Here is a 22,835-nt window from a genome sequence, read left to right as displayed (position 1 = left end):
GGGCAGCGCGCGAAACTCGGTTTCGCGTGCCGCCTGCAAGTTGAAAGCCGGCAAGCGCCTGTCCGTTCAAGCTGTTATCCCAGCTCCGTTCCGGTCGTGCCAGGTTTGGGGCGCGTATCGCACGCTTCGCGCACCCGCATTGGAAAGCGCTTTTGGTGCATGCGCCGAAGGGGGAGTAGATGGCAGTTAAGGGCAACAAGGGCTGGCAATTTATTGCTATTGGCGCGGCTGTGATGATCGGACTGGCGGTCTTTGCCGCTTTTGCGCTGAACAAGGGCCATAAGGCCGATCCCAAGATGAATGACGGCCAGACCGGCATTACGATCGATATCGCAGATGCGACCGCGTCGATGGATTCCAAGAAGCCCCTGCGCTGTTACGTCAATGGCGCCGATGCCGGCGAACTCACCCTGGCTGAGTGCGCCAAGAAGAACGGCGTCGCCACCGGCGCGCTGGACGTCGGGCTCGACGACAACGGCAATGTGGCGGCGGCCCCGACCGGGTCCCTGGCGCCCGTACCCGTGGCGCCGGCCTCGGCGGGCCCGACGGTGCCGGGAACGCCTGTCAAACCTGTCCAGACGCCGGAGCCGACCGCCGAGGTCGTGCCGGATACCCAGGTCGCTGCCGGGCCGACCGATACCTGCCTGCGCTACAATTCCAACACCTGGAACCGCCTGTCGGATAATCTGACCCTGGGCCAGTGCGTCAAGCTGCTGTATGATGGGCGCTGCGTCAATCCGGGCAATGCCTCCTATGGTCGCTGGGGTGGCAAGACCCTGCGCCTGGTGCCGCGGCGCGTGGAAATTTCGGACGATAACAGCACGTTCCGGACCTTGGTCGAACAGGGGCAGGGCTGCTCCGTGCCGACAATAAAGTAAGGTGACCGATATGATAGCGAAAGCGTTTCTGGCCTTTGGATTTGCCGGTGTGGCCCTGGTAGCGTTGACGGGTTGCGAAAAGCCGGTCAAGGCGCCCAACGTCGAAGGTGAATGCTACTTCATCGGCCATCCGGCCGACGGCACGATCACGTTCAACTCCATTGCTCACAAGCAGCCCGACCTCGAACACTGCGCTGTTTATGTCTACAATGCGCGCATGGACATGCTGCGTACCGGCACGGCAGGCGAAGTGACCGAAGGCGCCTATAATGGCAACTTCCTGTGGGCGACCAATACCGAAGTACGCATGTCGCTGAAGTATGAAAGCCCACGCTTCCCGTTCCTGGTCAAGGCAAACGGCAAGCTGGTCCAACCCGGTTCGATCGTCAGCGAAGAACCCGAGGATAAGGCGCCGCGTACGGTCGAAATCCCCGACAACCTGCCGCAAAAGACCGATAAGGGCATTATCGTGACCCAGGATCCGGCGGACGTTCCCCCCAAAAAGTAATGCAGTAGACGCCTACAGCGCACGCGCTGCGATGATCGGGCCGCCCCGGCCATTCTGCAGCAGGATAACAGTTTTCAGCCCCTGCTCCGGTGGCGTCGGAAGGCTGTAGCTGGCGGACACACCGTTCCATTCGCCCAGTTGCGTCAATTGCTTGACGATATGGCGGTGGGGCAGGGTGCGGCCGGCATTCTCGCCCGCGCTTATTGGAACGTCCAGGCTCCTGGGATCGTAACGCGCCAGCCATACCGACGCCTTGCCGCCGGTTTGAGTAGCAATGGTGACGTGGTCGCCGTCCGTGGTGATATCCGGTTCGGCGCCGCTGCGGGCGAACTGGGTCAGGGCCTTGTCGAGCTGCGCCCGGGATGTGCCGACAATGGCGCCGCGTCCATTGATCACCATCTGCGGCGTATAGACATTGGGATTGTGCAGTCCGGCAGCGTAGTCATGCTGGCGCGCCGTATATTCGGGCCGGGCAAAACGGTCCTTCCAGCCGAGATAGTCCCAGTAGTTGACCGAGAAGCTGAGCGTGATCAGGTCATCGCGGTCAGCCAGGGCGTTGAGAACGGCATTGGCCGGCGGGCAGGACGAGCAACCCTGGCTTTGGAACAGTTCGATAACGGCCGGCGCGGATTTGGGGCCGGCGTCACAGGATGTCGACATGAGTAACAGTCCAAGGAGGGGGATCAGGCGACGCATGAGTTGCTCCGTTCCATGTCATAATAGCCTACGTCGCAGCGTGCCGAAAGGTTACGGAACAAAATGCGAACTTATCAACAGAAAATCGTTAACCTTTGGCCGAAGCGGCGCCGTAAAGCTTGGCGCGGCCGCATAAAGTCTCTAATGTCGGGCGAACGAGTCGTTGCCGCCCCGCCCGCAGAAATCGCGCCGGGAATTCACGTGCGGCACATAAGAAGAAGGCAAATCCCATGGCAGGTAGTGTCAACAAGGTCATCCTTATCGGTAATCTCGGCAAGGATCCGGAAATCCGTACCCTCAATTCCGGCGACCGGGTCGCCAATCTGACGGTCGCTACGTCCGAACAGTGGCGCGACAAGGCGACAGGTGAACGCAAGGAAAAGACCGAGTGGCATCGCGTCGTTATTTTCAACGACAACCTGGCCAAGATCGCCGAGCAATATCTGCGCAAGGGCTCGACCGTCTATCTGGAAGGCAGCCTGCAGACGCGCAAATGGACCGATCAACAGGGCGTTGAAAAGTACTCGACGGAAATCGTGCTGCAGAAGTTCCGCGGCGAACTGACCCTGCTGGGCGGCCGTGGCGATGGCGGTGGCCGTGGCGAAAGCAGTGGTTCGGGCGGCTACAACGAATATGAGGACGCCTATGGCGGTCCGCCGGCCTCTTCGGGTCCCAAGGCAGCGGCGTCCGGTCCGGCGCAGAGCTTCGATCTGGATGACGAAATCCCGTTCTAGGCTCTACCTAGGCAGACCGGTACCGTTTTCACAGTAAGATATTGATGGCATGAACGACATAACCAACGGCGATCAGCTACCAGAGGCGGAAAGCCCGCGTGGCGGCGGTGTGCCGCCGCAACAGGGAATCAGCCATATTTCGATCGAGGACGAGCTTAAACGCTCGTACCTCGATTATGCCATGAGCGTTATCGTGTCGCGCGCCTTGCCCGACGCGCGCGACGGGCTGAAGCCCGTCCACCGCCGTATCCTCTATTCGATGCACCAACTCGGCATGACGCCGAACAAGTCCTATTCGAAATGCGCCCGCGTGGTCGGTGACGTCCTGGGTCGCTTCCACCCGCACGGCGACCTGTCGGTCTATATGGCGCTGGTTCGCATGGCGCAGCCGTTTTCGATGGGCCTTATGCTGATCGACGGTCAGGGCAATTTCGGCTCGGTCGACGGCGATATGCCGGCCTCCATGCGGTATACGGAATGCCGCATGTCGACCGCGGCGACGGCCTTGCTGGCCGATATCGAAAACGACACGGTCGACTTTCAACCCAACTATGACGGCAAGGAAGAAGAGCCGACGGTTCTGCCGGCACGCATTCCGAATCTTCTGGTCAATGGCGCTGGCGGTATCGCCGTCGGCATGGCGACCAATATCCCGCCGCACAATCTGGGCGAAGTCGTCGATGCCTGCCTGGCCTTGCTCGACAATCCTTCCGTTTCTCTGGAAGAGTTGCTCGACATCGTACCGGGGCCCGACTACCCGACGGGTGGCGAAATCCTGGGCCGGTCCGGCGCACGTCAGGCCTTGATGACAGGTCGCGGCTCGGTCGTGACGCGCGGCAAGGCCAGTATCGAGACGATCCGCAAGGATCGCGAAGCCATTATTGTCACCGAACTGCCCTATCAGGTCAACAAGTCGGCGCTGATCGAGCATATCGCTGAAATGGTGCGCGACAAGCGCATCGAAGGCATTGCCGATATCCGTGACGAAAGCGATCGCCAGGGCATGCGCATGGTGGTCGAGCTGAAGCGCGACGCCTCGGGCGATGTGGTGCTCAACCAGCTCTATCGCTTCAGTGCCCTGCAGACCAGTTTCGGCGTCAATATGCTGGCACTGGACCATGGCCGGCCGCAGCAGATGGGGCTGCGCAAGCTGCTCGACATCTTCCTGGAATTCCGCGAGGACGTCGTTGTCCGTCGCATTCGCTTTGAACTTAACAAGGCGCGTGACCGGGGTCACGTCCTCGTAGGTTTGACCATTGCCGTTGCCAATATCGACGAGGTGATCCACATCATCCGCACGTCGGTCGATCCGGCACAGGCGCGCGAACGTCTTTGTGGCAAGGCATGGCCGGCCGGCGATATGAAGCCGTTGATTGACCTGATCGCCGACCCGCGGTCCATCGTGCTGGCAGATGGCGAAGTCCGCCTGACCGATGAACAGGCGCGCGCTATTCTGGCCCTGACCCTGTCGCGCCTGACGGGGCTTGGCCGCGAGGAAATCGGCGACGAAGCCCGCGCCCTGGCGGATGCCATTGCCGGTTTTCTGGAAATATTGGGGTCGCGCGAACGCATCCTGGCGATCGTCCGCGAGGAATTGGTCCAGGTCCGTGCCGAGTTCGCCGTGCCGCGCCGCACGGCGATTGCCGAGGGCGAAGGCGACATTGAGGACGAAGACCTTATCTCGCGTGAGGATATGGTCGTCACTGTCACCCATTCGGGTTACGTCAAGCGCACACCGCTGGCCGCCTATCGCGAGCAGCACCGCGGTGGCAAGGGCCGGTCGGGCATGACCATGAAGGACGAGGACGCCACGATCGGCGTCTATTCGGCCTCAACCCATCAGCCGATGTTGTTTTTCTCCTCGAACGGCAAGGCTTACAAGCTGAAGGTGTGGCGCCTGCCGTTGGGCACGCCGCAATCGAAGGGCAAGGCCTTCGTCAATCTGCTGCCCATCGAACCGGGCGAAAATGTCAGCAATATCCTGGCCCTGCCTGAGGATGAAGCGACCTGGGATACCCAGGACATTATCTTCGCCACGCGGTCGGGTGACATCCGGCGCAACAAGCTGAGCGACTTCGTCAATGTCAATCGCGCCGGCAAGATCGCCATGAAGCTCGAAGACGGTGACGCGATTGTCGGCGTCGCCATCTGCAATGAAGACCAGGACGTGCTGCTGTCGACCGCGGCGGGCCGGTCGATCCGCTTCGCGGTCGACGAAGTGCGGGTCTTCAAGGGCCGTGACTCGACAGGCGTGCGCGGGGTGAGGCTGAACGGCGACGATACGGTCATTTCCATGGCCATCCTGAAACGTGTGGCGGCGACGCCGGCGGAACGTGCGGCCTATCTCAAATATTCGGCCCAGCAACGCAATGCGGGCGCGATCGATGAGACGGATGAAGCCGCGGCGGCCGCGCCCGAAGAGGAAGCAGAAGAGGGCGCCGAAGAAGCCACTCTGTCGCCTGAGCGCATCGCCGAACTGGCGGCGGCGGAGGAATATATCCTGACCATTTCCGACATCGGTTTCGGCAAGCGCAGTTCGTCCTACGAATATCGCAGGACCGGCCGGGGCGGGCAGGGCATCGTCGCCATGGATATGAGCAAGCGTGGTGGTCGCCTGGCGGCGTCCTTCCCGATCGAGGCAACGGACGGTATTCTGCTGGTCACCCAGGGGGGGCAACTGATCCGTACCAATGTCTCCAAGGTCCGGATCGCCGGTCGCAACACCCAGGGCGTGACCATCTTCCGCACAGCGGAAGGTGAACGCGTCGTCTCGGTCGAGCGGCTGCCGGACAGCGGCGAGGACGAGGCGGGTGCCGATGAGACTCCGTCCCTGAGCAACGAAACCTGATGCCGTCTGCGAAAGAGCCCCAGGTTCGCGTGCGAATGGGGCTTTTTCCAGCGCGAGTTTAAGGCTAGATGTCGGAAAGCGTTTTCAATAACGGGCGTTCTTATGTCCGCCTGCTCTCAGAGGGGCAAGATGCGTATTGGACTCTATCCGGGGACGTTCGACCCCATTACCAACGGCCACAGTGACATTATAGGTCGGGCTGTGAAGCTGGTCGACAAGCTGGTGATCGGCGTTGCACGCAACATCGGCAAGGACCCGATGTTCAGTCTGGAGGAGCGGGTCGAGATGCTGGCCGAACAGACGCAGCATCTGGGCGACCGGGTCGAGGTCCGGCCCTTTTCCAGCCTGCTGATGCATTTTGCCCAGGAGGTTGGGGCCGGTGTCATTATTCGCGGCCTGCGCGCTGTCGCCGACTTCGAATACGAATTCCAGATGACAGCCATGAACCAGCAGATGAACCGTGATATCGAGACGGTTTTCCTGATGGCGGATCCGCGCCATCAGGCGATTGCGTCGCGTTTGGTCAAAGAAATAGCCCAATTGGGAGGCAGTATCCGTCCCTTCGTGGCGGAAAGTGTTGAAAAGCGCCTGCTTGCCAAGGTAAGAAGCTAAAACAAGCACGATTGCAGTGGGATCGAATATGTCAGTTTTGAAAAAGGCGCTCATGACGGGGGCGGCAGCCTTTATGGCGTTTGCCGGTATTGCCGGAGCCGCCAGCCTCGACCCCGGCTATCGCGCGCCAGATCCCAACAACACCCTGGTGATCGATACCACCAAGGGCCGCGTTGTCGTCGAGATGTATCCGCAGATGGCGCCGGCCTCGGTTGAGCGCATGCTGACCCTGACGCGCCAGCATTTCTACGACGGGCTGATCTTCCACCGCGTGCTCGAAGACTTCATGGCGCAGACCGGCGACCCCAAGGGCACGGGCATGGGCGGTTCGGAATTACCGGACGTCAAGGGCGAGTTCAGCATGCGTCACGATGCCAGCTTCCCGATGGTGGTTGCTGCCAGGCCCGCGGGCTACACGGTGGGCTTTCTCGGCGCTATGCCGGTGCAGTCGCAGGTCAACGAGTTGATGACCATTTCGACGGACGGCAAGGCCAGTGCCTGGGGCCTGTTCTGCCAGGGTACACTGGGTATGGCGCGTGACTCGTCACCGGATTCGGCGAACAGCCAGTTCTTTCTGATGCGTGGCGCCAACTCCTTCCTGGAAAAGCGCTACACGGCTGTGGGCACCATTGTCTGGGGTCTGGACGTGGTTCGCAAGCTGAAGATCGGTGAGCCGCCGGTCAATCCGGACAAGATGCTGACGGTTCGCGTCCTCGCCGATATCCCGGAAGCCGAACGGCCGCAAATCGAAATTATGGATACCTCTTCGACCCAGTTCCAGGGTGTGCTCGATGCCACACGCAAGGACAAGGGCGCTGATTTCTCGGCCTGCGACGTCAACCTGCCGGCCAAGGACCTGGCGGCTCCGGCGCCTGCCGTTGCGGCGGCGACACCGGCGAAATAGATCAAGCCATCAGAACGAATTAAAGGGGCGGGCCTGAGGGGCCGCCCTTTCTTTTTCTGGCCATCCTCAATCCGCCGCAACGGCAGGCCGGCCACGACCACGACGCCGGCGACGTGTCTTCTTGCGCGCCATCGACAGCAACAGGCCCTCGCGCAGGCCACGATCGGCGACCCGCAAGCGGGCGCATGGCCATTGCCGCTGCACGGCCTCGAGAATGGCCGCGCCGGCCAGAACCAGGTCGGCGCGATCGCGGCCGATACAGGGTTCGGCCTCACGTCCGGTACGGCCCAGGGCCAGCAGGCGTTCGATGACGGCGCGACACTGATTGTGTTCCATCCACAGACCATCGACCCGGGACCGGTCGTAACGTTCCAGCCCAAGATGCATGCCGGCCAGGGACGTAATGGCGCCGGACGTGCCGACAATATAGGCTTCCCCGGACTCGAAATGCTGTCGGAACGATTCAGCTGCGGTAAAATCGCGGATGCGTGTGGCGACCTCATCGACCATGGATTCGAACCAGGCCTGCGGATCGCCGGTTTTCGGCTCCGGGAAGCGTTCCGCCAGATTGACCACGCCGACAGGCAGGGAAATCCAGTGACGGGGGCGCGGCATGCGAGCCGCCATGCGCAGGGCGCGCTGCTGGGCATCCATCTGGGCATTGAGGAGTGCTGCGTCGCTGGGCAGGGGCAGGAGGGGAGGACGCGGTGCGTCGTGATGGTCCAGTTCGACCCAACTCAGTTCGGTGGAGCCACCGCCCACGTCCATGACCAGGGCGGCGCGGGCGATCGGGTTGACCTCGCGTCCGTCGAGAAGCGAGGCACAGCCCATGACCGACAGGTGGGCTTCTTCCTCGGGTGAGATGATGGTCAGGCGAAGTCCGGTCTCACGTTCGACCCGGGCAATGAAGTCGCGACCATTGCGGGCGATGCGGCACGCCTGGGTGGCGACGGCGCGGATGCGGGCGACCCCGCGTTTGTCGATCTTTTCGGCGCAGACCTTGAGCGCCTTCAGGGCGCGCTCCATGGCATGGTCGTGCAGGCGACCCGAATGCGACAGGCCTTCGCCGAGCCGTACGATACGTGAAAAGGCTTCGACAATCTTGAATTGTGAATTGTGCAGGGAGGCGATCATCAGTCGGCAATTGTTCGTGCCAAGATCGAGCGCCGCGTAGGTGCCAGATTCACGGCCAGACTCGCGACCCGAATCACGGCCAGATTCGCCACGCGCTCCGATCGCGGCGGGATAGCGCCGCGTATGTGAGGGAGCCCCGCTCATGGCTCATACCCCGCTGATATGGATGGATGCCATTGCGGCGTCCCTTCAGGGAGACCTTATGACGAGGCGGTTACAAAGCCAACCGGTTTTTGAAACTTTATGAGATTCAGCGGGATATCGGGCAACTTGCCCTAAGGTCGCCATGAGGCACCATCTCCGTTCATGAAAATGCATAAAAGGTGACAACCGAATGGGGAAGGGGCATGAAATTGGCGGGCAAGCGGGTGCACTATAGGTGATAGGCCGGGAGACCAGCAGGTTGGAAATGTCTGAACAGCGCGCAAAATTCGGTATCGGACAAGTTGTGCGACACAACCTGTTTGATTTCCGCGGCGTCATATTCGACGTCGATCCTGAATTCTCCAATACCGAGGAGTGGTGGCAGGCCATTCCGGAATGCGTACGGCCGCAAAAGGATCAACCCTTCTATCACTTGCTGGCGGTCAATGGCGAAAGCCATTATGTCGCCTATGCGTCGGAAGGTAACCTGTGTGCCGACGATACAGGGCAGCCGCTCAGTCATCCGCAAACCAATCTGTTGTTTGACCGTTTCGAAAACGGCCGCTACCTGCCCAAGATGCGCATGGCTAATTAGCATCGACGGAAGCGCGTCGATGCTAATTAGCTTTTTTTGAGCTCAAACCGCCGCACGGGCGGCCACGAGGACTCCGCACTGTGCTCAAGAAGCGCAGCGTTAGCACGCTCAAGCGCCGCATTGCGGTTGGCTTCGCCCCGCGACGGGGCTCGCGTTACAAGCCGTCATGTTTTTTGAAACGGGGGATAGTTCGTCGCCATGATTGTGTCACGCAAGTCTACGATGGTAAGACTTGGTGAGCCCGCTGGGACTCGAACCCAGGACCCTCTGATTAAAAGTCAGATGCTCTAGCCGGCTGAGCTACGGGCTCATGAAGACGTAACGGCTTGACCCGGAACCAAAAAGGGTGGATCAAAACGTGGCAGACTACATAGAGGGGACTTTCGCGTTGTGCAAGCGCGAGAACCGTTTTTTGTGTATTGTTTTTTTATGTCCAGAAACCGTTATAAAAAGCGGTCGGGCGGAGGCGGGTGTATGAGCTTAGGAGTTCGGGTGACAAGGGGGACGAGCTTGACGCAAGACAAGGCCGGACGACGCAGAGCCGGCGCGATTTTTCTCGGCGTCGTACTGGGCGCCATGACGATGGCCGGTTGTGCCTCTTCTCCGCAGTATCCTATCAATACGTCCGCGCCCAACGCTGACAGTCGCGGGCGTGACGCCAAGTCGCCTGAGCAGATGCGTTCCAGCACCGAGAAGGACAATGACTGGGGTGACGCCTTCACGGCGCCGCTTGAAGATTTCAATCTCAGGCACCAGGACATTCCCGAAATATTGCAGAGCGCCGTCGTCAAGCCCTATGATCTGACCGGTCTCGATCACTGCGAAGCCATTGCTGCCGAGGTTTCCAAGCTTGATGCCCTGCTGGGCCGGGATTTCGACGAGCCGCCGCCGCCCGCTGATACGCGCACCAACTCACAGAAGGGCAAGGAGTTTGCCAACAATCAGGCCGTCGGCGCCGTGCGTGGTGCGACGCGCAGCATAATCCCTTTCCGTGGTCTTGTTCGCGTGGTGTCGGGCGCCGAGCGTCATCAGAAGGCTATGGACAACGCCATCCAGGCGGGCAAGGTGCGCCGCGCCTACCTGAAGGGGGTGGGCATGAACAAGAATTGCGCCCCGCCGGCGGCACCGTCGTGGTTCAAGCCGCGGATCTATGTCGAGACCTATGTCCAGCCGCAGAAACCCGCGGTGGCGCCTCCGACGACGCGAAAGCCAGTCACCAAGCCGCGGACCAGTCGCAAGCACAGATAAGAAAAAGGCGGCAGGCTTGTGAGCCTGCCGCCTTTATATTGCACTCCGGCCAATCAGAAGGATTTGCGAATCGCCACGCCGAAGGTGCGCGGGTCGTTGACCATGCCGGTCAGGTTGTTGAAGTCGATCGCGCTTTCGGCGCGGATCTCGTTGGTGATATTGCGGACGAAGGCGGCGAATTCCGTGCCGTCATCCGTCAGATAGCCCACGCGCAGACCACCGATAAATTCAGGCTTGCCTTCGAATTCCTTGGCTTCATACAGGAAGTAGTTGACCTCGGAACGGTAGAACCAGTCGGTATAGGCGAAGATCTGGTCGCCATTGCCCAAAGGCCAGGCGTAGCGCGCCGTGAAGTTGGCGACGTATTTCGGCGCCTGCGGCAGCGGATTGCCGTCGATCAGCGCCAGGCCGCCCGATACCGGATCGGTGACCGTACAGACGCCGGAGCCGCACGGGCCGACGCCCAGAGTCGGGTCCTGGATTTCGGTGTAATTGTAGCTGGCGCCGGCCGTCAGGATCAGATTGTCCATGGGCTTGGCCTTCAGGTCGAATTCAACGCCGTAGCCGATCGCCTTGTCGGCATTGATCAGGTGGGCGGAGTTGTTCGATCCGCCGACGGCGGTCAGTTGCATGTCCTTCGTCGTGAAATCATAGACGTCGAGGTCGATATTCAGCTTGTGGTCCAGATAGGCGGCCTTGTAGCCGACTTCGGCTGAGGTCGTGGTCTGTGCCTTGGCAACCGTCGGCACCGTCTTGTCGAAGACGAAGTTGACACGGTCCTGGATAGCGCCGCCAAGATAGCCGGTGGCGACGCGGGCATAGATGTTGGCGGTGGGCGACAAGGCGTAGGTCGCGCTGAGGTCGCCCGACACATTGTCACCGCGCACCTTCGTCGTGACGGGCAGGGTGACGCCGGTCGCGACGGGCGTGCCGGAGATACTGTCCTTCTTGCCGTCGGCCGAGAAACGCAGGCCGGCGCGCAGGGTCAGGGCGTCGCTCGCCTTGAATTCGCCCGAGGTGAACAGGCCGTAGTTGACATTGTGGTTGTCGTGCAGCAGGTCGGCATTGACCGTGCCGGCGCCGTTATAGTTCAGTTCGTGATAGACCAGTTGCTGCTCGAAGAAGTAGGCGCCGATCTGGCCGCGGAACGCGCCCATCGGATCGAATTCGAAGCGCAGTTCCTGGCTCAGTTCCTGCGGCTTGGAGGTGCCGCCGGTGCTGGTGGGGAACAGGGCGTTGTTGAGCCCCAGCGGCGGGAAGGTGTAGTTGTCGCCACCATCGATATCGCCCGAGCTTTCGACCTTGGCCATTTCGTAGCCACTGATCGAACGCAGGGTGCCCAGGCCGTCAAAATGGTAGTTCAGGTGCAGGCCGATGCCGGCGGATGACAGGCTCTGGCTGAGGACGCCATCCAGCGCGACCTTTTCAATGTCGAAGCCGTCGGCGAAGTCGTTGCTGCCTTGTTTGAACAGGCCGGCGCGGAAGACGCGCGGCGTGCCGTCGAGATCGCGGCCGTGGACATTGAGCAGGGCATCGAAATTGCCGGTCTTGTAGGCCAGCTGGAAGCGCGCGGCCCTGTCGTTATAGCCTTCGAGCATTTCGCCGGTGTGGGTATTTTCCACCCAGCCGTCGCGGTGCTGAATCTGGCCTGATATGCGGAAACTCAGGCCTTCGGCCAGCGGTCCGGTGACGGCAGCTTCGATATTGGCCGTGCCGTAGGTGCCGTAGGACGCACTGCCGAAGCCGCCAAAGACGTCGGACGGCTTGGCCGAGTCAAGCTTCACCACACCGGCGGGTGTGTTGCGGCCGAACAAAGTGCCCTGGGGACCGCGCAGGACTTCGACGTCGGCGAGGTCGAAGACCGGGAAGGCCTTCAGCATCGGGCTTTCCATGGCGACGTCGTCATAGACCACGGACACCGGCTGGGCAGCGTTGACGTCGAAATCGGTATTGCCGAGACCGCGGATATAGAAGCGCGGATAGGTCCGGCCGAACGACGATTCGACCAGAAGGGAGGGGGTGCGGCCGGACAGGAGGCGAATATCCTGGCCAGACGAATTGAGCACGCCGAGCTTTTCTCCGGAGATGGAGGTGACGGCGACCGGCACGTCGCGGGCCGTTTCACTGCGCCGCGTGGCGGTGATGATGACTTCGGTCACCTCGTCGGTCGTCGTGGTGTCCGCGGCATAGACCGCCGGCGCGGCAAAACCGAGGATAAGTGTGGAAACGCCGCCCATCAGGGCCAGCGAGCGGCAGGTATTGCGAGAGAGCTTAGGCATGAGAATCCTCTGAAAAAAGATCTATGCCGTTCCTTGCCGTTTCCAGCCCCGGATTGTTACGCTCCTTTGCGGAGTCGCGGATCGGGCTAGGGTTAATCGGCTTGTTCGCATTTGCAACAATATTGCGACGGTTCGGTTACAAACCCGCGTCAGTGTGGCGAATTTGCATTTCCGCAGCGTAAACCAGGGGGTCAATCCTTCATCCAGCGGTTCCGCAAGTCGGCGCGCAGGGCGTCGAACGTACCGCCGGCAATGGCTTCCCGCATGCGGATCATCAGGGCCTGGAAGAAGGCGATATTGTGCCACGACAACAGGATCTGACCGAGGATTTCTTCGGCGCGGACCAGATGATGCAGGTAGGCCCTGGAATAGTCGCGGCTGGCCGGGCAATCGGACGTCGGGTCCAGCGGCGTGTCGTCCTCGGCAAAGCGGGCGTTTTTCATATTGATCGGCCCGTCCCAGGTCCAGACCTGGCCATGACGGCCCGAACGGGTTGGCAGGACGCAGTCGAACATGTCGACACCGCGCGCCACGCCTTCCAGCAGATCGATCGGCTTGCCGACTCCCATGAGGTAGCGCGGGCGATCCCACGGCAGCAGGGGCGCTGCGTAGTCGAGCGTATCGCACATCGCCTGGTGGCCTTCGCCAACCGCCAGGCCACCGATAGCATAGCCGTCGAAGCCAATATCGAGCAAACGGTCCGTCGATTCCCGGCGCAGGGCCTTAAAAGTCGAGCCCTGCTGTATGCCGAACAGGGCCTGGCTGTCGCGCGTCCCAAAGGCCTGTTTGGAGCGCAGCCCCCAGCGCGCCGAGAGCTGAAGCGCTTCCTGGGCACGCTTCTCGTCGGCCGGCCATGAGACGCATTCGTCGAGTTGCATGACGATGTCGGAGCCCAGCAGGTCGGCCTGGATTTCTATCGAGCGTTCGGGCGACAGGACGTGCTTGCTGCCGTCGATGTGCGAGGCAAAGGTGACCGCGTCTTCCTTGACCTTGGATATGTTCGACAGGCTCATCACCTGGAAGCCGCCGCTGTCGGTCAGGATGGGACCATCCCACCCCATGAATTTGTGCAGGCCGCCCAGGCGATGGACGCGCTCCGGACCCGGGCGCAGCATCAGGTGGTAGGTATTGCCCAGGATGATCTTCGCCTTGGCCTGGCGAACCATGTCGAGCGTCAGGGCCTTGACCGTCGCCGCCGTACCGACCGGCATGAAGATGGGGGTCGGGATGTCACCGCGCGGCGTCTTCAGGACGCCGGTGCGGGCCTGGCCTTGATGGGCGTGGATCGTAAAAGGAAAGGTGGACATGGTCCGGCTCATAACCAAGACAGGTCCCCAAGTCAAAGAAAGCCGACTTTAGTTTGCGGGACGTGTGTGATAGATGCCGAGCTTGGACGTGCTTTTGCTTGGCTGGCGAGTAGGCGCGGCGAAGCAGGTCGGGAACGCCAGGTGGACCATCTCAAGACGTTCAGCGAAATTTTCCGGCAACCCGATGCCGTGAGTGTAGCCCACGACAAGGCCAGGGAACTTTTGGCGCAGGGGGCTTCGTGGCAAGAGCTTATCGACAGTCTGGAGATGCTGCGCGCTTCACTGCGCGCGGCGGATGACGAAGCAACCGAAGACCGTGTCATGGAATTGATGGACTGCTTTTACGGTTGGTGCGCGACAGAATGGGACTTAAGACCGAAATAACGTATAACTATATCGGCGCACTACTATTCGTATTATTTGGAAGTGTTATCGATCAGGCAGGCGTCGCCATAGGAAAAGAAGCGGTAGCCGGTGTCGATGGCCTGGCGGTAGGCAGCCTTCATTGTGGCCGTGCCGCCCAGGGCGCAGACCAGCATATACAGGGTCGATTTCGGCAGGTGGAAGTTGGTCATCAGCAGATCGCACGAGCGGACCACAACGCCGGGTGTGATGAAGATGGCGGTCTCAGCGGCATACGGATGGATTATACCTTGCAGATCACAAGCGCTTTCCAGCAGGCGCAGACTGGTGGTGCCGACGCTGATGATGCGGCCGCCGGACGCGCGGACGGCGTTGATCCTGTCGGCGGAAGCCTCAGAAATAACGCCGAATTCTGCATGCATGACGTGATCGGCCGTATCCTCGACCTTGACCGGCAGGAAGGTGCCGGCGCCGACATGCAGGGTGATGCGCTCGATCCCCACGCCGCTCTTTTGCAATTGTTCTAATAATTCGGAAGTAAAATGGAGGCCAGCCGTGGGCGCGGCGACTGAGCCTTCTTCATCTGCAAAAACGGTCTGATAATCGGTCCGGTCCTGATCGTCCTCATGGCGCTTGCTGCGGATATAGGGCGGCAACGGCATGGCGCCAACGAGGTGAAGGCGTTCGACCAAGTCCTGAGGGGCGTGATGAAAGTCGAGCGTATAAAGTCCATCTTCGGCCTTGCCAGCGACAGTCGCTTGCAATTCAGCAGTGGAGTTTTCACTTCGGAACAGCAATGCATCGCCGACGCGCACCTTGCGGCCGGGTTTGAGAAAGCCCTGCCATTGTGACGATCCGCTGGCCTTGATCAGGGTGGCGTCGACCGCGACATCTGCGCCGTCGCGCCGGCGCACGCCGTGCAACTGCGTGGGCAGCACCTTGGTGTCATTGACGACCAGCAGGTCGCCGGGACGCAGATATTGCGGTAACTGGCCTATGGTGCTGTCGATCAGGTTGTCACCGCGGATGCGCAGCAGTTTCGCTGACTCGCGCGGCTGCGCCGGTCGCAGGGCGATACGGTCGTCGGGAAGGTCGAAATCGAAGTCGGATACCAGCATGGGGCGGTCAAAGCCCCGAAACGGCGGTCAGGTCAAGACTAAACTGCCAAAAACCCTATCGGGCCAGAGCCTTGTTGAGATAGCCACGCTGCGTCTTGATCCAATCGAGGCCCTGGTCGAAATTATCGAAATTGGCCAGGTTGCGTGTCGAGAACATGGCCTGGGTCAGGGGCATTCGGGCCTTGACCAGCGGATCGGAGCTGATGACGGCCGTGAAACACCCGCCGTCGCGGCCCTGCGCGAAGAGGGCCCAGCGCTGGCTCAACTCCTCAATCTCGGTAATCAGGACCGTACCCTCGTAGCGGCGCATATCGATGATGCTGTCGTAGCTCCACGCCTCCTCGACGCGGGCCAGATGGTCCATCATGCTTTCAGTGATTTCGTCGCCCTCGATCAGCCCGAAATAACGAACAATGATGATATGAAAAACGTCGTCGATGGTCAGGCTGATGCGTGAGCGGCTCATAAGGCGTTTTCCCGGCAATTTTGGGCGGTTTTTATCCGACCCTGCCACAATCACCTTAAGGCTTTGTTGCAATGGACGAATACCAACTGGTCAAGATGCCGAGAGATAAGGTGCAGGTTGGTATTCGCTTTTTTTCAGCTCAAGCGCCGCATGGCTCCTCGCATAAGCTCGGGCGGGCGGTCGCCCTTGCCAAGCTGCAATGCATCTGCGTCATTGCAGCTTGGATAAATCAAGCGGTCGCCGGTTCCGCGACCTTGAGCCAGTCGAGGCCTTCATCGAACGATTCGAATATGGCAATGCCCCGATCAGGCATGGCACGGCGCAATTCCTGTAGCTGGAGCGTCATGACGGGACAGGCGCTGACCAGGGCTATGCGGCGACCGCGATCGCGGCCTTCGGATATGACCAGCCATTTATGGGTCAGGAAGGCCAGATAATCGCGCGACAGTTCGGCTTCGTAGCGGCGAAAGTCGAATATCGCATCATAGGTCCAGGGATCGGCGATACCCTTCAGGTGGTCGATCAGGTCCGGCGTCGTATGTTCATCGCGCAGGCTGTGAAGCCGGATCATCAGGATGTGGTTGGAAACATCGACCGTGAGGCTGAAACGCGAACGCCTGGACATGGTACACTACTACTTTACGCTACAATACTTAAGGCCCGCACCCTAAGGTGCGGGCCTTAACAGCACATTAAGCGGCGACGTCGGCGGCGACCTTCATCGAGACGATCTTGCCGGGATTGCGTGGCGGCTCGCCCTTGGGCAGGGCGTCGACATTTTCCATGCCTTCGATGACTTCGCCCCAGACGGTATATTGCTTGTCGAGGAACTTGGCGTCGTCGAGGCAGATGAAGAACTGGCTGTCGGCCGAGTCCGGATTTTGCGAGCGGGCCATCGAGCAGACGCCGCGCACATGCGGTTCGGCGTTGAATTCGGCCTTTAGCTTCTTGCCGGAACCGCCAAAGCCCTGGCCCTGCGGGTCGCCGCCCTGGGCCATGAAGCCCGGGATGACGCGGTGGAAGACGATGCCGTCGTAAAAGCCTTCGCGCGCCAGTTCCTTGATGCGGGCGACATGGTTGGGCGCCAGGTCAGGGCGCAGACGGATCGTCACCGGGCCGGCGTCGAGGGTCAGAATCAAGGTGTTTTCGAGGTCTTCGGCCATGGGGAGGCTCCTTTTAAAATATATTGGCCCCCACATAGGCGTTGAGACGATCGATTGCAAATTCCGATTTCAGTCCGCGCTGTCGGCCGATTTGGTCTCACCGGCGCAGGCTAGGAGGCGGACGACTCATCGACCGAGACGGCGGCCTCGGCGGACGCGGCCTCAGCGGATGTTGCGACATCCGCCGGCTTTTCCGGGGGTTTGCAGGCGGCGAGCAGCAGAAGCGATAGAATGAGAAGAGCAGGGCGCATGGCGATTCCTTTGATTATTGCGGCAGTATATCGAATTGGCGGTTCCAAACCTTTTTCTTTCTTAGAACAGACGCTACCTGTTATAGAGCCGCCATGAACGATACCCCAGAAGAACCAGAACGTCGCCGGATGGTCAAGCCGCCCGAAGGCGGCCAATTGTCCGGACGCGGCAAAGGCCATACCGCCGTCAAGACCGCCAAGCAGCGCACCCAGTCCTCTGCCAAGTGGCTGGAGCGCCAGCTCAACGACCCCTATGTCCAGAAGGCCAAGGCCGAGGGCTGGCGGTCGCGCGCCGCTTTCAAGCTGATCGAGATCGACGAGCGCTTCCACCTGCTGAAACGCGGTGCGCGGATCATCGACCTGGGCTGTGCGCCCGGCGGCTGGGTCCAGGTCGCCAAGCAGCGCGGTGCGGCTCACGTGGTAGGTGTCGATCTTTTGCCGGTCGATCCCGTGCCGGGCGCCGAGATCATCCAGGCCGATTTCACCGATCCGGAGATCGGCCCCAGGCTGATGGAGATGATGGGCGGCAAGCCCGACGTCGTCCTGTCCGACCTGGCGCACAATACAGTCGGGCACAAACAGACGGACCACCTGAAAATCATGGGCCTTCTGGAACTGGCTGGGGACTTTGCGCTTGAGAACCTCAAGCAGGGCGGGACCTTTGTCGCCAAGGCCTTCCAGGGCGGTGAGACCGAGCAGTTGTTGCTGAAGCTGAAACTGGCGTTTGAGTCGGTCAAGCACATGAAGCCGAAGTCGAGCCGCGCCGGTTCGACCGAAATCTATATTGTCGCGACGGGCTTCAAAGGATAGGGTCACGCCTTAACCAGAGGGCGCAGACCGTGAAGAAACTGATTTTCCTGATACTGGGCATCATTGTCGTCGGCTTGGTCGCGACCTGGACCGTGCCCTACTGGACGCATGGTTCCGCCGTCGTCACGGTCACCGATGTCGATCACAAGCTGATGAAGGATCACGGCAAGGTCAGGGACGTCTATCTGATCTTCACTACCGACGGCACGTACAAGAACGTCGACAGCCCGGCCTATTTTAAATTCAACTCGTCGGATATCCAGGGCAAGCTGGCCGCCAAGGGCAAGTTCAAGATCGACTATTACGGTTTCCGCGTGCCGATTCTGTCGATGTACAAGAACATCACCAAGGCGGAGAAGGTGCCCGAGTAGCTCAGGCCTTTTTCTTTTTCGCCTTGACGGGCTGGCTTGCCACGCCGTCAGCGGCGCGCTTGATCCACGACCGCAGCGCGTCCTTGTCCTTCAGCATCGGTTCCGGCACGACGACATAGGTTTTGCTGATCGGTTGGCTGGCGTCATATTGCAAGGCCTTGGCGCCGACTGTGCCGATCAGGTCCTGATGGTCGTCCTTGAACACTTTGAATGCCAGTCCGACGTCTGACAGCGACGCCAGCGGCTTCCCGTCTACATAGGCCAGTATGCCGCCGAACATGGCGCGAAAGGTGATATCCATATCGGGCGGCGCGGCGGCTTCGACGATGGTCTGCAGGTGTTTCGGATCATGCATGGCTGGCCTCGGTTATGCGGTCCGGCATTGGGAAAGTTTTCCACACCAGCCATGCCGTCAGCCCGCTCAACGGTGCGAGCAGAGCATAGCCGAGCGTGATCGGCATTGAGGCAAGCCCGACGCTGCCGCCGAACATGTCAGACATCAGAGCACAGAAGAAGAGGGCGATAAAGCCGGCGAGCGTGGACGTTAGCGGCACGGTCAGCGTATTCAGCCAGCCCACGCGATACAGGCCGTAGAACATCGGCAAGCCAAGTGTTGCAGCGACCGTCAGGGCATGCATAAACATGACGCTCAGTATCGACTGCGCGATATGGGGCGCTACATCGCCTGCCGGTCTAGCCATGAATTGGTAGGCTAAAACGCCGGCGATCAGCGCCGGCGTTGCCGCTGCACCTAGAAGGCTCATTATCAGCCGAATAAGTCCGATCATGTCGTGTCCCTCACGCCAGCCCAGCTTAGTCGCGTGACGGCCCGGCGTAAACGGAAACAATATTTTCCCGACAAGCCCTTTACCTGCCACCGCGATTCCCCTATGCACAAGCCGCAAAATGGAGAGTCCGTTATGGATATACGCGAAGGCCTTACCTTCGACGACGTTTTGCTGGAGCCGGGTCCTTCCGAGGTCATGCCCACTCAGGTCGAAACGAAGACCAAGTTCACCCGTGAACTCAGCCTCAATATTCCCCTGGTCTCGTCAGCCATGGACACGGTTACCGAAGCCCGTCTGGCTGTCGCCATGGCCCAGGCCGGCGGTATGGGCATCGTCCATCGCAATATGACCAACGAACAGCAGGCCGATGAAATTCGCGCCGTCAAGCGGTTCGAATCCGGCATGGTCATCAACCCGATCACCATCTATCCCGACACCAAGCTGGCCGAGGTTCGCGACATCATCGCACGCCGCTCGATCTCGGGCTTTCCGGTCGTTGAGCGCGAGACCAACAGGCTTGTCGGGATACTGACCAACCGCGATATCCGCTTCGAAGGCGAAGGCAGCAAGACCGCCGGCGAATTGATGACCACCGAAAATCTGATCACCGTCACCGATGGCGTCGATCAGAACCGGGCGCGAGAATTGATGGCGCGTCATCGCATCGAACGTATCATCGTCGTCGACGACGCCTATCGCTGCGTCGGTCTGATCACCGTCAAGGATATGGAAAAGTCCCAGTCCCACCCCAACGCCGCCAAGGATTCGTCCGGCCGCCTGCTGGTCGGAGGCGCGTCCACTGTCGGCGATGCCGGCTTCGAGCGCTCCATGGCGCTGGTTGAGGCCGGCGCCGATGTGGTGGTGATCGACACGGCCCACGGCCACTCGTCGCTGGTGTCCCAGGCTGTTGTTCGGTTGCGCAAGGAAACCAACGGTGTCCAGATCGTCGCCGGCAATGTCGCTACCTATGAAGGCACCAGGGCTTTGATCGACGCCGGCGCTGATGCCGTCAAGGTTGGTATCGGTCCGGGCAGCATCTGCACCACGCGTATCGTCGCGGGTGTCGGCGTGCCGCAGTTGACCGCCATTCTCGACAGCGTCCGCGCCGCGGAGGGCACCGGCGTCCCGGTCATTGCTGATGGCGGTATCAAGTTCTCCGGTGACCTGGCCAAGGCGATCGCCGCCGGGGCCGCCTGCGCAATGCTGGGTTCGATGTTCGCCGGTACCGAGGAAGCACCGGGTGAGGTCATTTTGTACCAGGGCCGGTCCTATAAGTCGTATCGCGGCATGGGCTCGCTGGGCGCCATGACCTCGGGCTCGGCCGACCGTTACTTCCAGAAGGAGGTGCGCGACAGCATGAAGCTGGTGCCGGAAGGTATCGAAGGCCAGGTGCCCTATAAAGGACCGATCGGTCCGGTCGTCCACCAACTGGTCGGCGGTCTGCGCGCCGCCATGGGCTATGTCGGCGCGCCGACGATCGAAGAATTCCAGAAGCGCGCCCGTTTCGTGCGCATCACCGGCGCCGGCCTGCGTGAAAGCCATGTCCATGATGTGATGATCACGCGCGAGGCGCCGAACTACAGGCAATAGGAGGCGCGAATGACTCAGGAACTGTGGGTTGCGGTCATAGCCGCCGTGCTGGGTCTGGTCACCCTGCTGGCAGCCCCAGTCGTCGCCTACACCACGCCCGGCTATTCTAAGTGGAACTCCGGGCCGCGCGACACGCCGTTCGAATTGCCGCCCATCGCCGCACGGCTCAACCGAGCCTTCGCCAACTTCATGGAAACCTATGTCTTCTTTGCGGTTATCGCCGTGTCGCTGAACTTCGCCGCTAAGAGCGATCTGGTTTCGGTATTGGGCGCCCACGTCTATCTGGTCGGCCGAATCGCCTACGTACCCCTCTATCTATGGGGCGTGCCGGGACCGCGCTCCATCGCCTGGGGCTTTTCGTTGCTGGGCATTCTGATGTGCCTTTTCCGCCTCGTATTCTAAGGACCGCTCTTTGACACCCGCCGCCCGATTGCAAGCCGCCGCCGAAATCCTGGACCAACTGGCCGGGACGCGTGCAACGGCGGAAGTGGTGCTGAAGCAGTGGGGGCAGGCGCACCGCTATGCCGGATCCAAGGACCGCCGCGCCATTGCCGACCGCGTCTATCGCTGCCTGCGCGCCCGCTCGCGGCTGTTGTGGGCAATGCAATTGGGTGAAAAGTCGCCAGGACAGGGCCGGGCGCTGGTCTTGGCGTCACTGTCGCTGATCGACGGACTGGGGATGAACGATATATTCGCCCTGTTCAGCGGTGCGGGTTATGGGCCCAAACCACTCAGTAGCGAAGAACTGGCACTGTTGGCGGCAGGTGAAGGCGAGGCGCCGGCCTGGGTCACCACCGGGTTGCCGGAATTCGTCGTCGGCCGGTTTCAACAGCAATTTGGCGACGCCTGGGCAGCCGAAGCGACCGACCTGATGATGCCGCGGGCACCGATCGATCTGCGCGTCAACGGCGGCAAGACGACCCGCGAGGCCATGCTGGGGATGCTGACCGAGGAGGGTTTGGCGCCGGAACCAACGCCGTTTTCCAAGTTCGGCATTCGCCTGCCGTCTGAGCCGCCTCCTAACCTGGTCAAGCTCGAAGCCTATCAGAGTGGGCTGATTGAAATTCAGGACGAGGGCTCGCAACTGGCGGCTTTCCTGGCGGGCGCCGGTCTGCTGCCTGGGGCGCCGAAGGTCGTCGATTTCTGTGCCGGCGGCGGCGGCAAGACCCTGGCCCTGGCTCAGATGATGGACGGCAAGGGAGATATCTTCGCCTGCGACGTGGTCGAAAAGCGCCTTAGGGCGATCGAGCCGCGCCTGCAACGCGCCGGCGCTTCGGCCCATTTTGTCCATTTCTTCGATCCGCAGGACGAGGCGCAACTGGAATTGCTGAAGGGCGCCGACCTGGTCCTGGTCGATGCACCGTGTTCAGGATCGGGCACATGGCGGCGCCATCCGGAAGAGGCGCATCGCCTGGATGAGGCCGAGGTTGCACGGCTCCATGATCTGCAGGTCCAGATATTGGCGCGCGCCGCACTGTGCGTAAAGCCGGGCGGGCGCCTGGTCTATGTCACCTGTTCGGTGCTCGACGACGAAAACGCCAGGTCGGCCGACGATTTCGAAGCGCAACACCCCGGTTTCGATGCCCTGCCGATCCATGAGTTGATCGCGGCCTCGGGCCATGTGCTGGATCACAGTCAGCAGTTGGCTGATCTGGCCCGCACCGGTCATCGCCTGAGCCTGACACCCCATTCCACAGCCACCGACGGCTTCTTCATCGCCGCCTATCAACGTTCGTTTTAAGTATGAGGTGATCCACAGATTACACAGATTACACAGATTTTTTTTCAGTGCCTTGCGCGCCAGCCCGGATAGGCCGGTGGAATTGGGATCACGAAAAGCACGAAAAGCAGAAAAGCACGAATGGGAGAGGTGGCTATCCTCGCGCGAAGCGCCTTCATTTGATGGGGCGGCATAATGATTGAATGCCCTTCGGGCGCGATATCTCAACAGCTATTCGTGCTTTTCTGCTTTTCGTGCTTTTCGTGATCCAAGATTCCACTGTCGAAGACGGTAATCCGAAGTTACGC

The 22,835-nt window shown here is 60.8% G+C and carries 25 protein-coding genes and 1 tRNA gene; 14 read left to right on the top strand and 12 right to left on the bottom strand.

Features of this window, described 5'->3' with window-relative positions:
* The first annotated feature begins 179 nt into the window (after positions 1–179).
* Both AC1DXO_RS17150 and AC1DXO_RS17145 read left to right on the top strand, forming a co-directional pair.
* Entirely contained in the window at positions 180–878 is a 699-nt protein-coding gene (locus tag AC1DXO_RS17150) for a hypothetical protein (protein ID WP_476979384.1), read from the top strand.
* A 10-nt stretch (positions 879–888) separates the two neighbouring features.
* The gene (locus tag AC1DXO_RS17145) at positions 889–1,386 is read left to right on the top strand and encodes a hypothetical protein (protein WP_476979383.1); all 498 of its coding nucleotides are present in this window, start codon (positions 889–891) and stop codon (positions 1,384–1,386) included.
* 12 nt (positions 1,387–1,398) lie between these two features.
* On the opposite strand, the gene AC1DXO_RS17140 is transcribed toward AC1DXO_RS17145, so the two are convergent.
* A complete protein-coding gene (locus tag AC1DXO_RS17140) occupies positions 1,399–2,046 on the bottom strand; it encodes a DUF1223 domain-containing protein (RefSeq protein ID WP_476979382.1) in 648 nt (215 codons plus the stop codon).
* Positions 2,047–2,312: 266 nt separating this feature from the next.
* Here AC1DXO_RS17140 and ssb point away from each other — a divergent pair, with 266 nt between their 5' ends.
* The 4 genes from ssb (at position 2,313) to AC1DXO_RS17120 (ending at position 7,180) form a co-directional block, all read left to right on the top strand.
* Positions 2,313–2,816 carry a single-stranded DNA-binding protein gene (gene ssb, locus AC1DXO_RS17135; protein ID WP_476979381.1) on the top strand — a complete coding sequence of 168 codons (504 nt, stop codon included), beginning with the start codon at positions 2,313–2,315 and terminating at the stop codon, positions 2,814–2,816.
* A 49-nt stretch (positions 2,817–2,865) separates the two neighbouring features.
* Positions 2,866–5,664, top strand: a complete 2,799-nt coding sequence (gene gyrA / locus AC1DXO_RS17130) for a DNA gyrase subunit A (protein ID WP_476979380.1) — start codon at positions 2,866–2,868, stop codon at positions 5,662–5,664.
* Positions 5,665–5,793: 129 nt separating this feature from the next.
* Positions 5,794–6,276 carry a pantetheine-phosphate adenylyltransferase gene (gene coaD / locus AC1DXO_RS17125; RefSeq protein WP_476979379.1) on the top strand — a complete coding sequence of 161 codons (483 nt, stop codon included), beginning with the start codon at positions 5,794–5,796 and terminating at the stop codon, positions 6,274–6,276.
* A gap of 28 nt (positions 6,277–6,304) precedes the next feature.
* On the top strand, positions 6,305–7,180 hold the full coding sequence (locus tag AC1DXO_RS17120; protein WP_476979378.1) for a peptidylprolyl isomerase: 876 nt from the start codon (positions 6,305–6,307) through the stop codon (positions 7,178–7,180).
* 66 nt (positions 7,181–7,246) lie between these two features.
* Here AC1DXO_RS17120 and AC1DXO_RS17115 read toward each other — a convergent pair whose 3' ends face one another.
* On the bottom strand, positions 7,247–8,458 hold the full coding sequence (locus AC1DXO_RS17115; protein ID WP_476979377.1) for a Ppx/GppA phosphatase family protein: 1,212 nt from the start codon (positions 8,456–8,458) through the stop codon (positions 7,247–7,249).
* 265 nt (positions 8,459–8,723) lie between these two features.
* Between AC1DXO_RS17115 and hspQ the strand changes: the two genes are divergently transcribed.
* On the top strand, positions 8,724–9,053 hold the full coding sequence (hspQ, locus tag AC1DXO_RS17110; RefSeq protein ID WP_476979376.1) for a heat shock protein HspQ: 330 nt from the start codon (positions 8,724–8,726) through the stop codon (positions 9,051–9,053).
* A gap of 233 nt (positions 9,054–9,286) precedes the next feature.
* Here the strand turns inward: hspQ and AC1DXO_RS17105 are convergent.
* Positions 9,287–9,363 (bottom strand) — tRNA-Lys (locus AC1DXO_RS17105).
* Positions 9,364–9,563: 200 nt separating this feature from the next.
* On the opposite strand from AC1DXO_RS17105, the gene AC1DXO_RS17100 reads away from it, so the two are divergent.
* A complete protein-coding gene (locus tag AC1DXO_RS17100; RefSeq protein WP_476979375.1) occupies positions 9,564–10,301 on the top strand; it encodes a hypothetical protein in 738 nt (245 codons plus the stop codon).
* 53 nt (positions 10,302–10,354) lie between these two features.
* Here AC1DXO_RS17100 and AC1DXO_RS17095 read toward each other — a convergent pair whose 3' ends face one another.
* Complete coding sequence (locus tag AC1DXO_RS17095) at positions 10,355–12,580, bottom strand: TonB-dependent receptor (RefSeq protein WP_476979374.1); 2,226 nt, start codon at positions 12,578–12,580, stop codon at positions 10,355–10,357.
* Positions 12,581–12,771: 191 nt separating this feature from the next.
* Positions 12,772–13,887, bottom strand: coding sequence for a tRNA guanosine(34) transglycosylase Tgt (tgt, locus tag AC1DXO_RS17090; RefSeq protein ID WP_476979373.1), 1,116 nt, complete (start codon positions 13,885–13,887; stop codon positions 12,772–12,774).
* A gap of 141 nt (positions 13,888–14,028) precedes the next feature.
* Between tgt and AC1DXO_RS17085 the strand changes: the two genes are divergently transcribed.
* On the top strand, positions 14,029–14,271 hold the full coding sequence (locus AC1DXO_RS17085; protein WP_476979372.1) for a hypothetical protein: 243 nt from the start codon (positions 14,029–14,031) through the stop codon (positions 14,269–14,271).
* 32 nt (positions 14,272–14,303) lie between these two features.
* On the opposite strand, the gene queA is transcribed toward AC1DXO_RS17085, so the two are convergent.
* The 5 genes from queA to AC1DXO_RS17060 form a co-directional block, all read right to left on the bottom strand.
* On the bottom strand, positions 14,304–15,368 hold the full coding sequence (queA, locus tag AC1DXO_RS17080; protein ID WP_476979371.1) for a tRNA preQ1(34) S-adenosylmethionine ribosyltransferase-isomerase QueA: 1,065 nt from the start codon (positions 15,366–15,368) through the stop codon (positions 14,304–14,306).
* A 55-nt stretch (positions 15,369–15,423) separates the two neighbouring features.
* The gene (locus AC1DXO_RS17075; protein ID WP_476979370.1) at positions 15,424–15,834 is read right to left on the bottom strand and encodes a hypothetical protein; all 411 of its coding nucleotides are present in this window, start codon (positions 15,832–15,834) and stop codon (positions 15,424–15,426) included.
* Between the two features lie 229 nt (positions 15,835–16,063).
* Positions 16,064–16,459, bottom strand: a complete 396-nt coding sequence (locus tag AC1DXO_RS17070) for a hypothetical protein (RefSeq protein ID WP_476979369.1) — start codon at positions 16,457–16,459, stop codon at positions 16,064–16,066.
* A gap of 67 nt (positions 16,460–16,526) precedes the next feature.
* Positions 16,527–16,997 carry a peptidylprolyl isomerase gene (locus AC1DXO_RS17065; protein WP_476979368.1) on the bottom strand — a complete coding sequence of 157 codons (471 nt, stop codon included), beginning with the start codon at positions 16,995–16,997 and terminating at the stop codon, positions 16,527–16,529.
* Between the two features lie 110 nt (positions 16,998–17,107).
* Positions 17,108–17,248: a hypothetical protein gene (locus tag AC1DXO_RS17060; RefSeq protein WP_476979367.1), complete on the bottom strand. Its 141-nt coding sequence runs from the start codon at positions 17,246–17,248 to the stop codon at positions 17,108–17,110.
* Between the two features lie 93 nt (positions 17,249–17,341).
* On the opposite strand from AC1DXO_RS17060, the gene AC1DXO_RS17055 reads away from it, so the two are divergent.
* Positions 17,342–18,058 carry an RlmE family RNA methyltransferase gene (locus AC1DXO_RS17055; protein WP_476979366.1) on the top strand — a complete coding sequence of 239 codons (717 nt, stop codon included), beginning with the start codon at positions 17,342–17,344 and terminating at the stop codon, positions 18,056–18,058.
* A gap of 29 nt (positions 18,059–18,087) precedes the next feature.
* Positions 18,088–18,429, top strand: coding sequence for a DUF1523 family protein (locus AC1DXO_RS17050; RefSeq protein ID WP_476979365.1), 342 nt, complete (start codon positions 18,088–18,090; stop codon positions 18,427–18,429).
* 1 nt (position 18,430) lies between these two features.
* On the opposite strand, the gene AC1DXO_RS17045 is transcribed toward AC1DXO_RS17050, so the two are convergent.
* The gene (locus AC1DXO_RS17045) at positions 18,431–18,784 is read right to left on the bottom strand and encodes a TfoX/Sxy family protein (RefSeq protein ID WP_476979364.1); all 354 of its coding nucleotides are present in this window, start codon (positions 18,782–18,784) and stop codon (positions 18,431–18,433) included.
* Positions 18,777–19,217 carry a hypothetical protein gene (locus AC1DXO_RS17040; RefSeq protein WP_476979363.1) on the bottom strand — a complete coding sequence of 147 codons (441 nt, stop codon included), beginning with the start codon at positions 19,215–19,217 and terminating at the stop codon, positions 18,777–18,779. Before AC1DXO_RS17040 ends, AC1DXO_RS17045 begins: the two co-directional genes overlap by 8 nt.
* A gap of 132 nt (positions 19,218–19,349) precedes the next feature.
* On the opposite strand from AC1DXO_RS17040, the gene guaB reads away from it, so the two are divergent.
* Genes guaB through AC1DXO_RS17025 form a run of 3 tightly spaced genes read left to right on the top strand, consistent with a single transcriptional unit; the run spans position 19,350 to position 22,548 of the window.
* Positions 19,350–20,807 (top strand): IMP dehydrogenase, encoded by a 1,458-nt coding sequence (guaB, locus tag AC1DXO_RS17035; RefSeq protein ID WP_476979362.1) that lies wholly within the window; start codon positions 19,350–19,352, stop codon positions 20,805–20,807.
* Between the two features lie 9 nt (positions 20,808–20,816).
* A complete protein-coding gene (locus AC1DXO_RS17030; protein WP_476979361.1) occupies positions 20,817–21,209 on the top strand; it encodes an MAPEG family protein in 393 nt (130 codons plus the stop codon).
* A gap of 10 nt (positions 21,210–21,219) precedes the next feature.
* Positions 21,220–22,548: an RsmB/NOP family class I SAM-dependent RNA methyltransferase gene (locus AC1DXO_RS17025; RefSeq protein WP_476979360.1), complete on the top strand. Its 1,329-nt coding sequence runs from the start codon at positions 21,220–21,222 to the stop codon at positions 22,546–22,548.
* Positions 22,549–22,835: the final 287 nt, after the last annotated feature.

Source organism: Asticcacaulis sp. P2_C5 (assembly GCF_056404555.1).
The sequence above is the reverse complement of the archived record's forward strand: the minus strand, read 5'-3'. Positions and strand labels throughout refer to the sequence as shown.

What these genes read in the sequence shown, in the direction of transcription:
- AC1DXO_RS17150 (WP_476979384.1), top strand. Translation starts at nt 180, where the DNA reads ATGGCAGTTAAGGGCAACAAGGGCTGGCAATTTATTGCTATTGGCGCG.
- AC1DXO_RS17145 (WP_476979383.1), top strand. Translation starts at nt 889, where the DNA reads ATGATAGCGAAAGCGTTTCTGGCCTTTGGATTTGCCGGTGTGGCCCTG.
- AC1DXO_RS17140 (WP_476979382.1), bottom strand. Translation starts at nt 2,046, where the DNA reads ATGTCGACATCCTGTGACGCCGGCCCCAAATCCGCGCCGGCCGTTATC.
- ssb (WP_476979381.1), top strand. Translation starts at nt 2,313, where the DNA reads ATGGCAGGTAGTGTCAACAAGGTCATCCTTATCGGTAATCTCGGCAAG.
- gyrA (WP_476979380.1), top strand. Translation starts at nt 2,866, where the DNA reads ATGAACGACATAACCAACGGCGATCAGCTACCAGAGGCGGAAAGCCCG.
- coaD (WP_476979379.1), top strand. Translation starts at nt 5,794, where the DNA reads ATGCGTATTGGACTCTATCCGGGGACGTTCGACCCCATTACCAACGGC.
- AC1DXO_RS17120 (WP_476979378.1), top strand. Translation starts at nt 6,305, where the DNA reads ATGTCAGTTTTGAAAAAGGCGCTCATGACGGGGGCGGCAGCCTTTATG.
- AC1DXO_RS17115 (WP_476979377.1), bottom strand. Translation starts at nt 8,458, where the DNA reads ATGAGCGGGGCTCCCTCACATACGCGGCGCTATCCCGCCGCGATCGGA.
- hspQ (WP_476979376.1), top strand. Translation starts at nt 8,724, where the DNA reads ATGTCTGAACAGCGCGCAAAATTCGGTATCGGACAAGTTGTGCGACAC.
- AC1DXO_RS17095 (WP_476979374.1), bottom strand. Translation starts at nt 12,580, where the DNA reads ATGCCTAAGCTCTCTCGCAATACCTGCCGCTCGCTGGCCCTGATGGGC.
- tgt (WP_476979373.1), bottom strand. Translation starts at nt 13,887, where the DNA reads ATGTCCACCTTTCCTTTTACGATCCACGCCCATCAAGGCCAGGCCCGC.
- queA (WP_476979371.1), bottom strand. Translation starts at nt 15,368, where the DNA reads ATGCTGGTATCCGACTTCGATTTCGACCTTCCCGACGACCGTATCGCC.
- AC1DXO_RS17075 (WP_476979370.1), bottom strand. Translation starts at nt 15,834, where the DNA reads ATGAGCCGCTCACGCATCAGCCTGACCATCGACGACGTTTTTCATATC.
- AC1DXO_RS17070 (WP_476979369.1), bottom strand. Translation starts at nt 16,459, where the DNA reads ATGTCCAGGCGTTCGCGTTTCAGCCTCACGGTCGATGTTTCCAACCAC.
- AC1DXO_RS17065 (WP_476979368.1), bottom strand. Translation starts at nt 16,997, where the DNA reads ATGGCCGAAGACCTCGAAAACACCTTGATTCTGACCCTCGACGCCGGC.
- AC1DXO_RS17060 (WP_476979367.1), bottom strand. Translation starts at nt 17,248, where the DNA reads ATGCGCCCTGCTCTTCTCATTCTATCGCTTCTGCTGCTCGCCGCCTGC.
- AC1DXO_RS17055 (WP_476979366.1), top strand. Translation starts at nt 17,342, where the DNA reads ATGAACGATACCCCAGAAGAACCAGAACGTCGCCGGATGGTCAAGCCG.
- AC1DXO_RS17045 (WP_476979364.1), bottom strand. Translation starts at nt 18,784, where the DNA reads ATGCATGATCCGAAACACCTGCAGACCATCGTCGAAGCCGCCGCGCCG.
- AC1DXO_RS17040 (WP_476979363.1), bottom strand. Translation starts at nt 19,217, where the DNA reads ATGATCGGACTTATTCGGCTGATAATGAGCCTTCTAGGTGCAGCGGCA.
- guaB (WP_476979362.1), top strand. Translation starts at nt 19,350, where the DNA reads ATGGATATACGCGAAGGCCTTACCTTCGACGACGTTTTGCTGGAGCCG.
- AC1DXO_RS17030 (WP_476979361.1), top strand. Translation starts at nt 20,817, where the DNA reads ATGACTCAGGAACTGTGGGTTGCGGTCATAGCCGCCGTGCTGGGTCTG.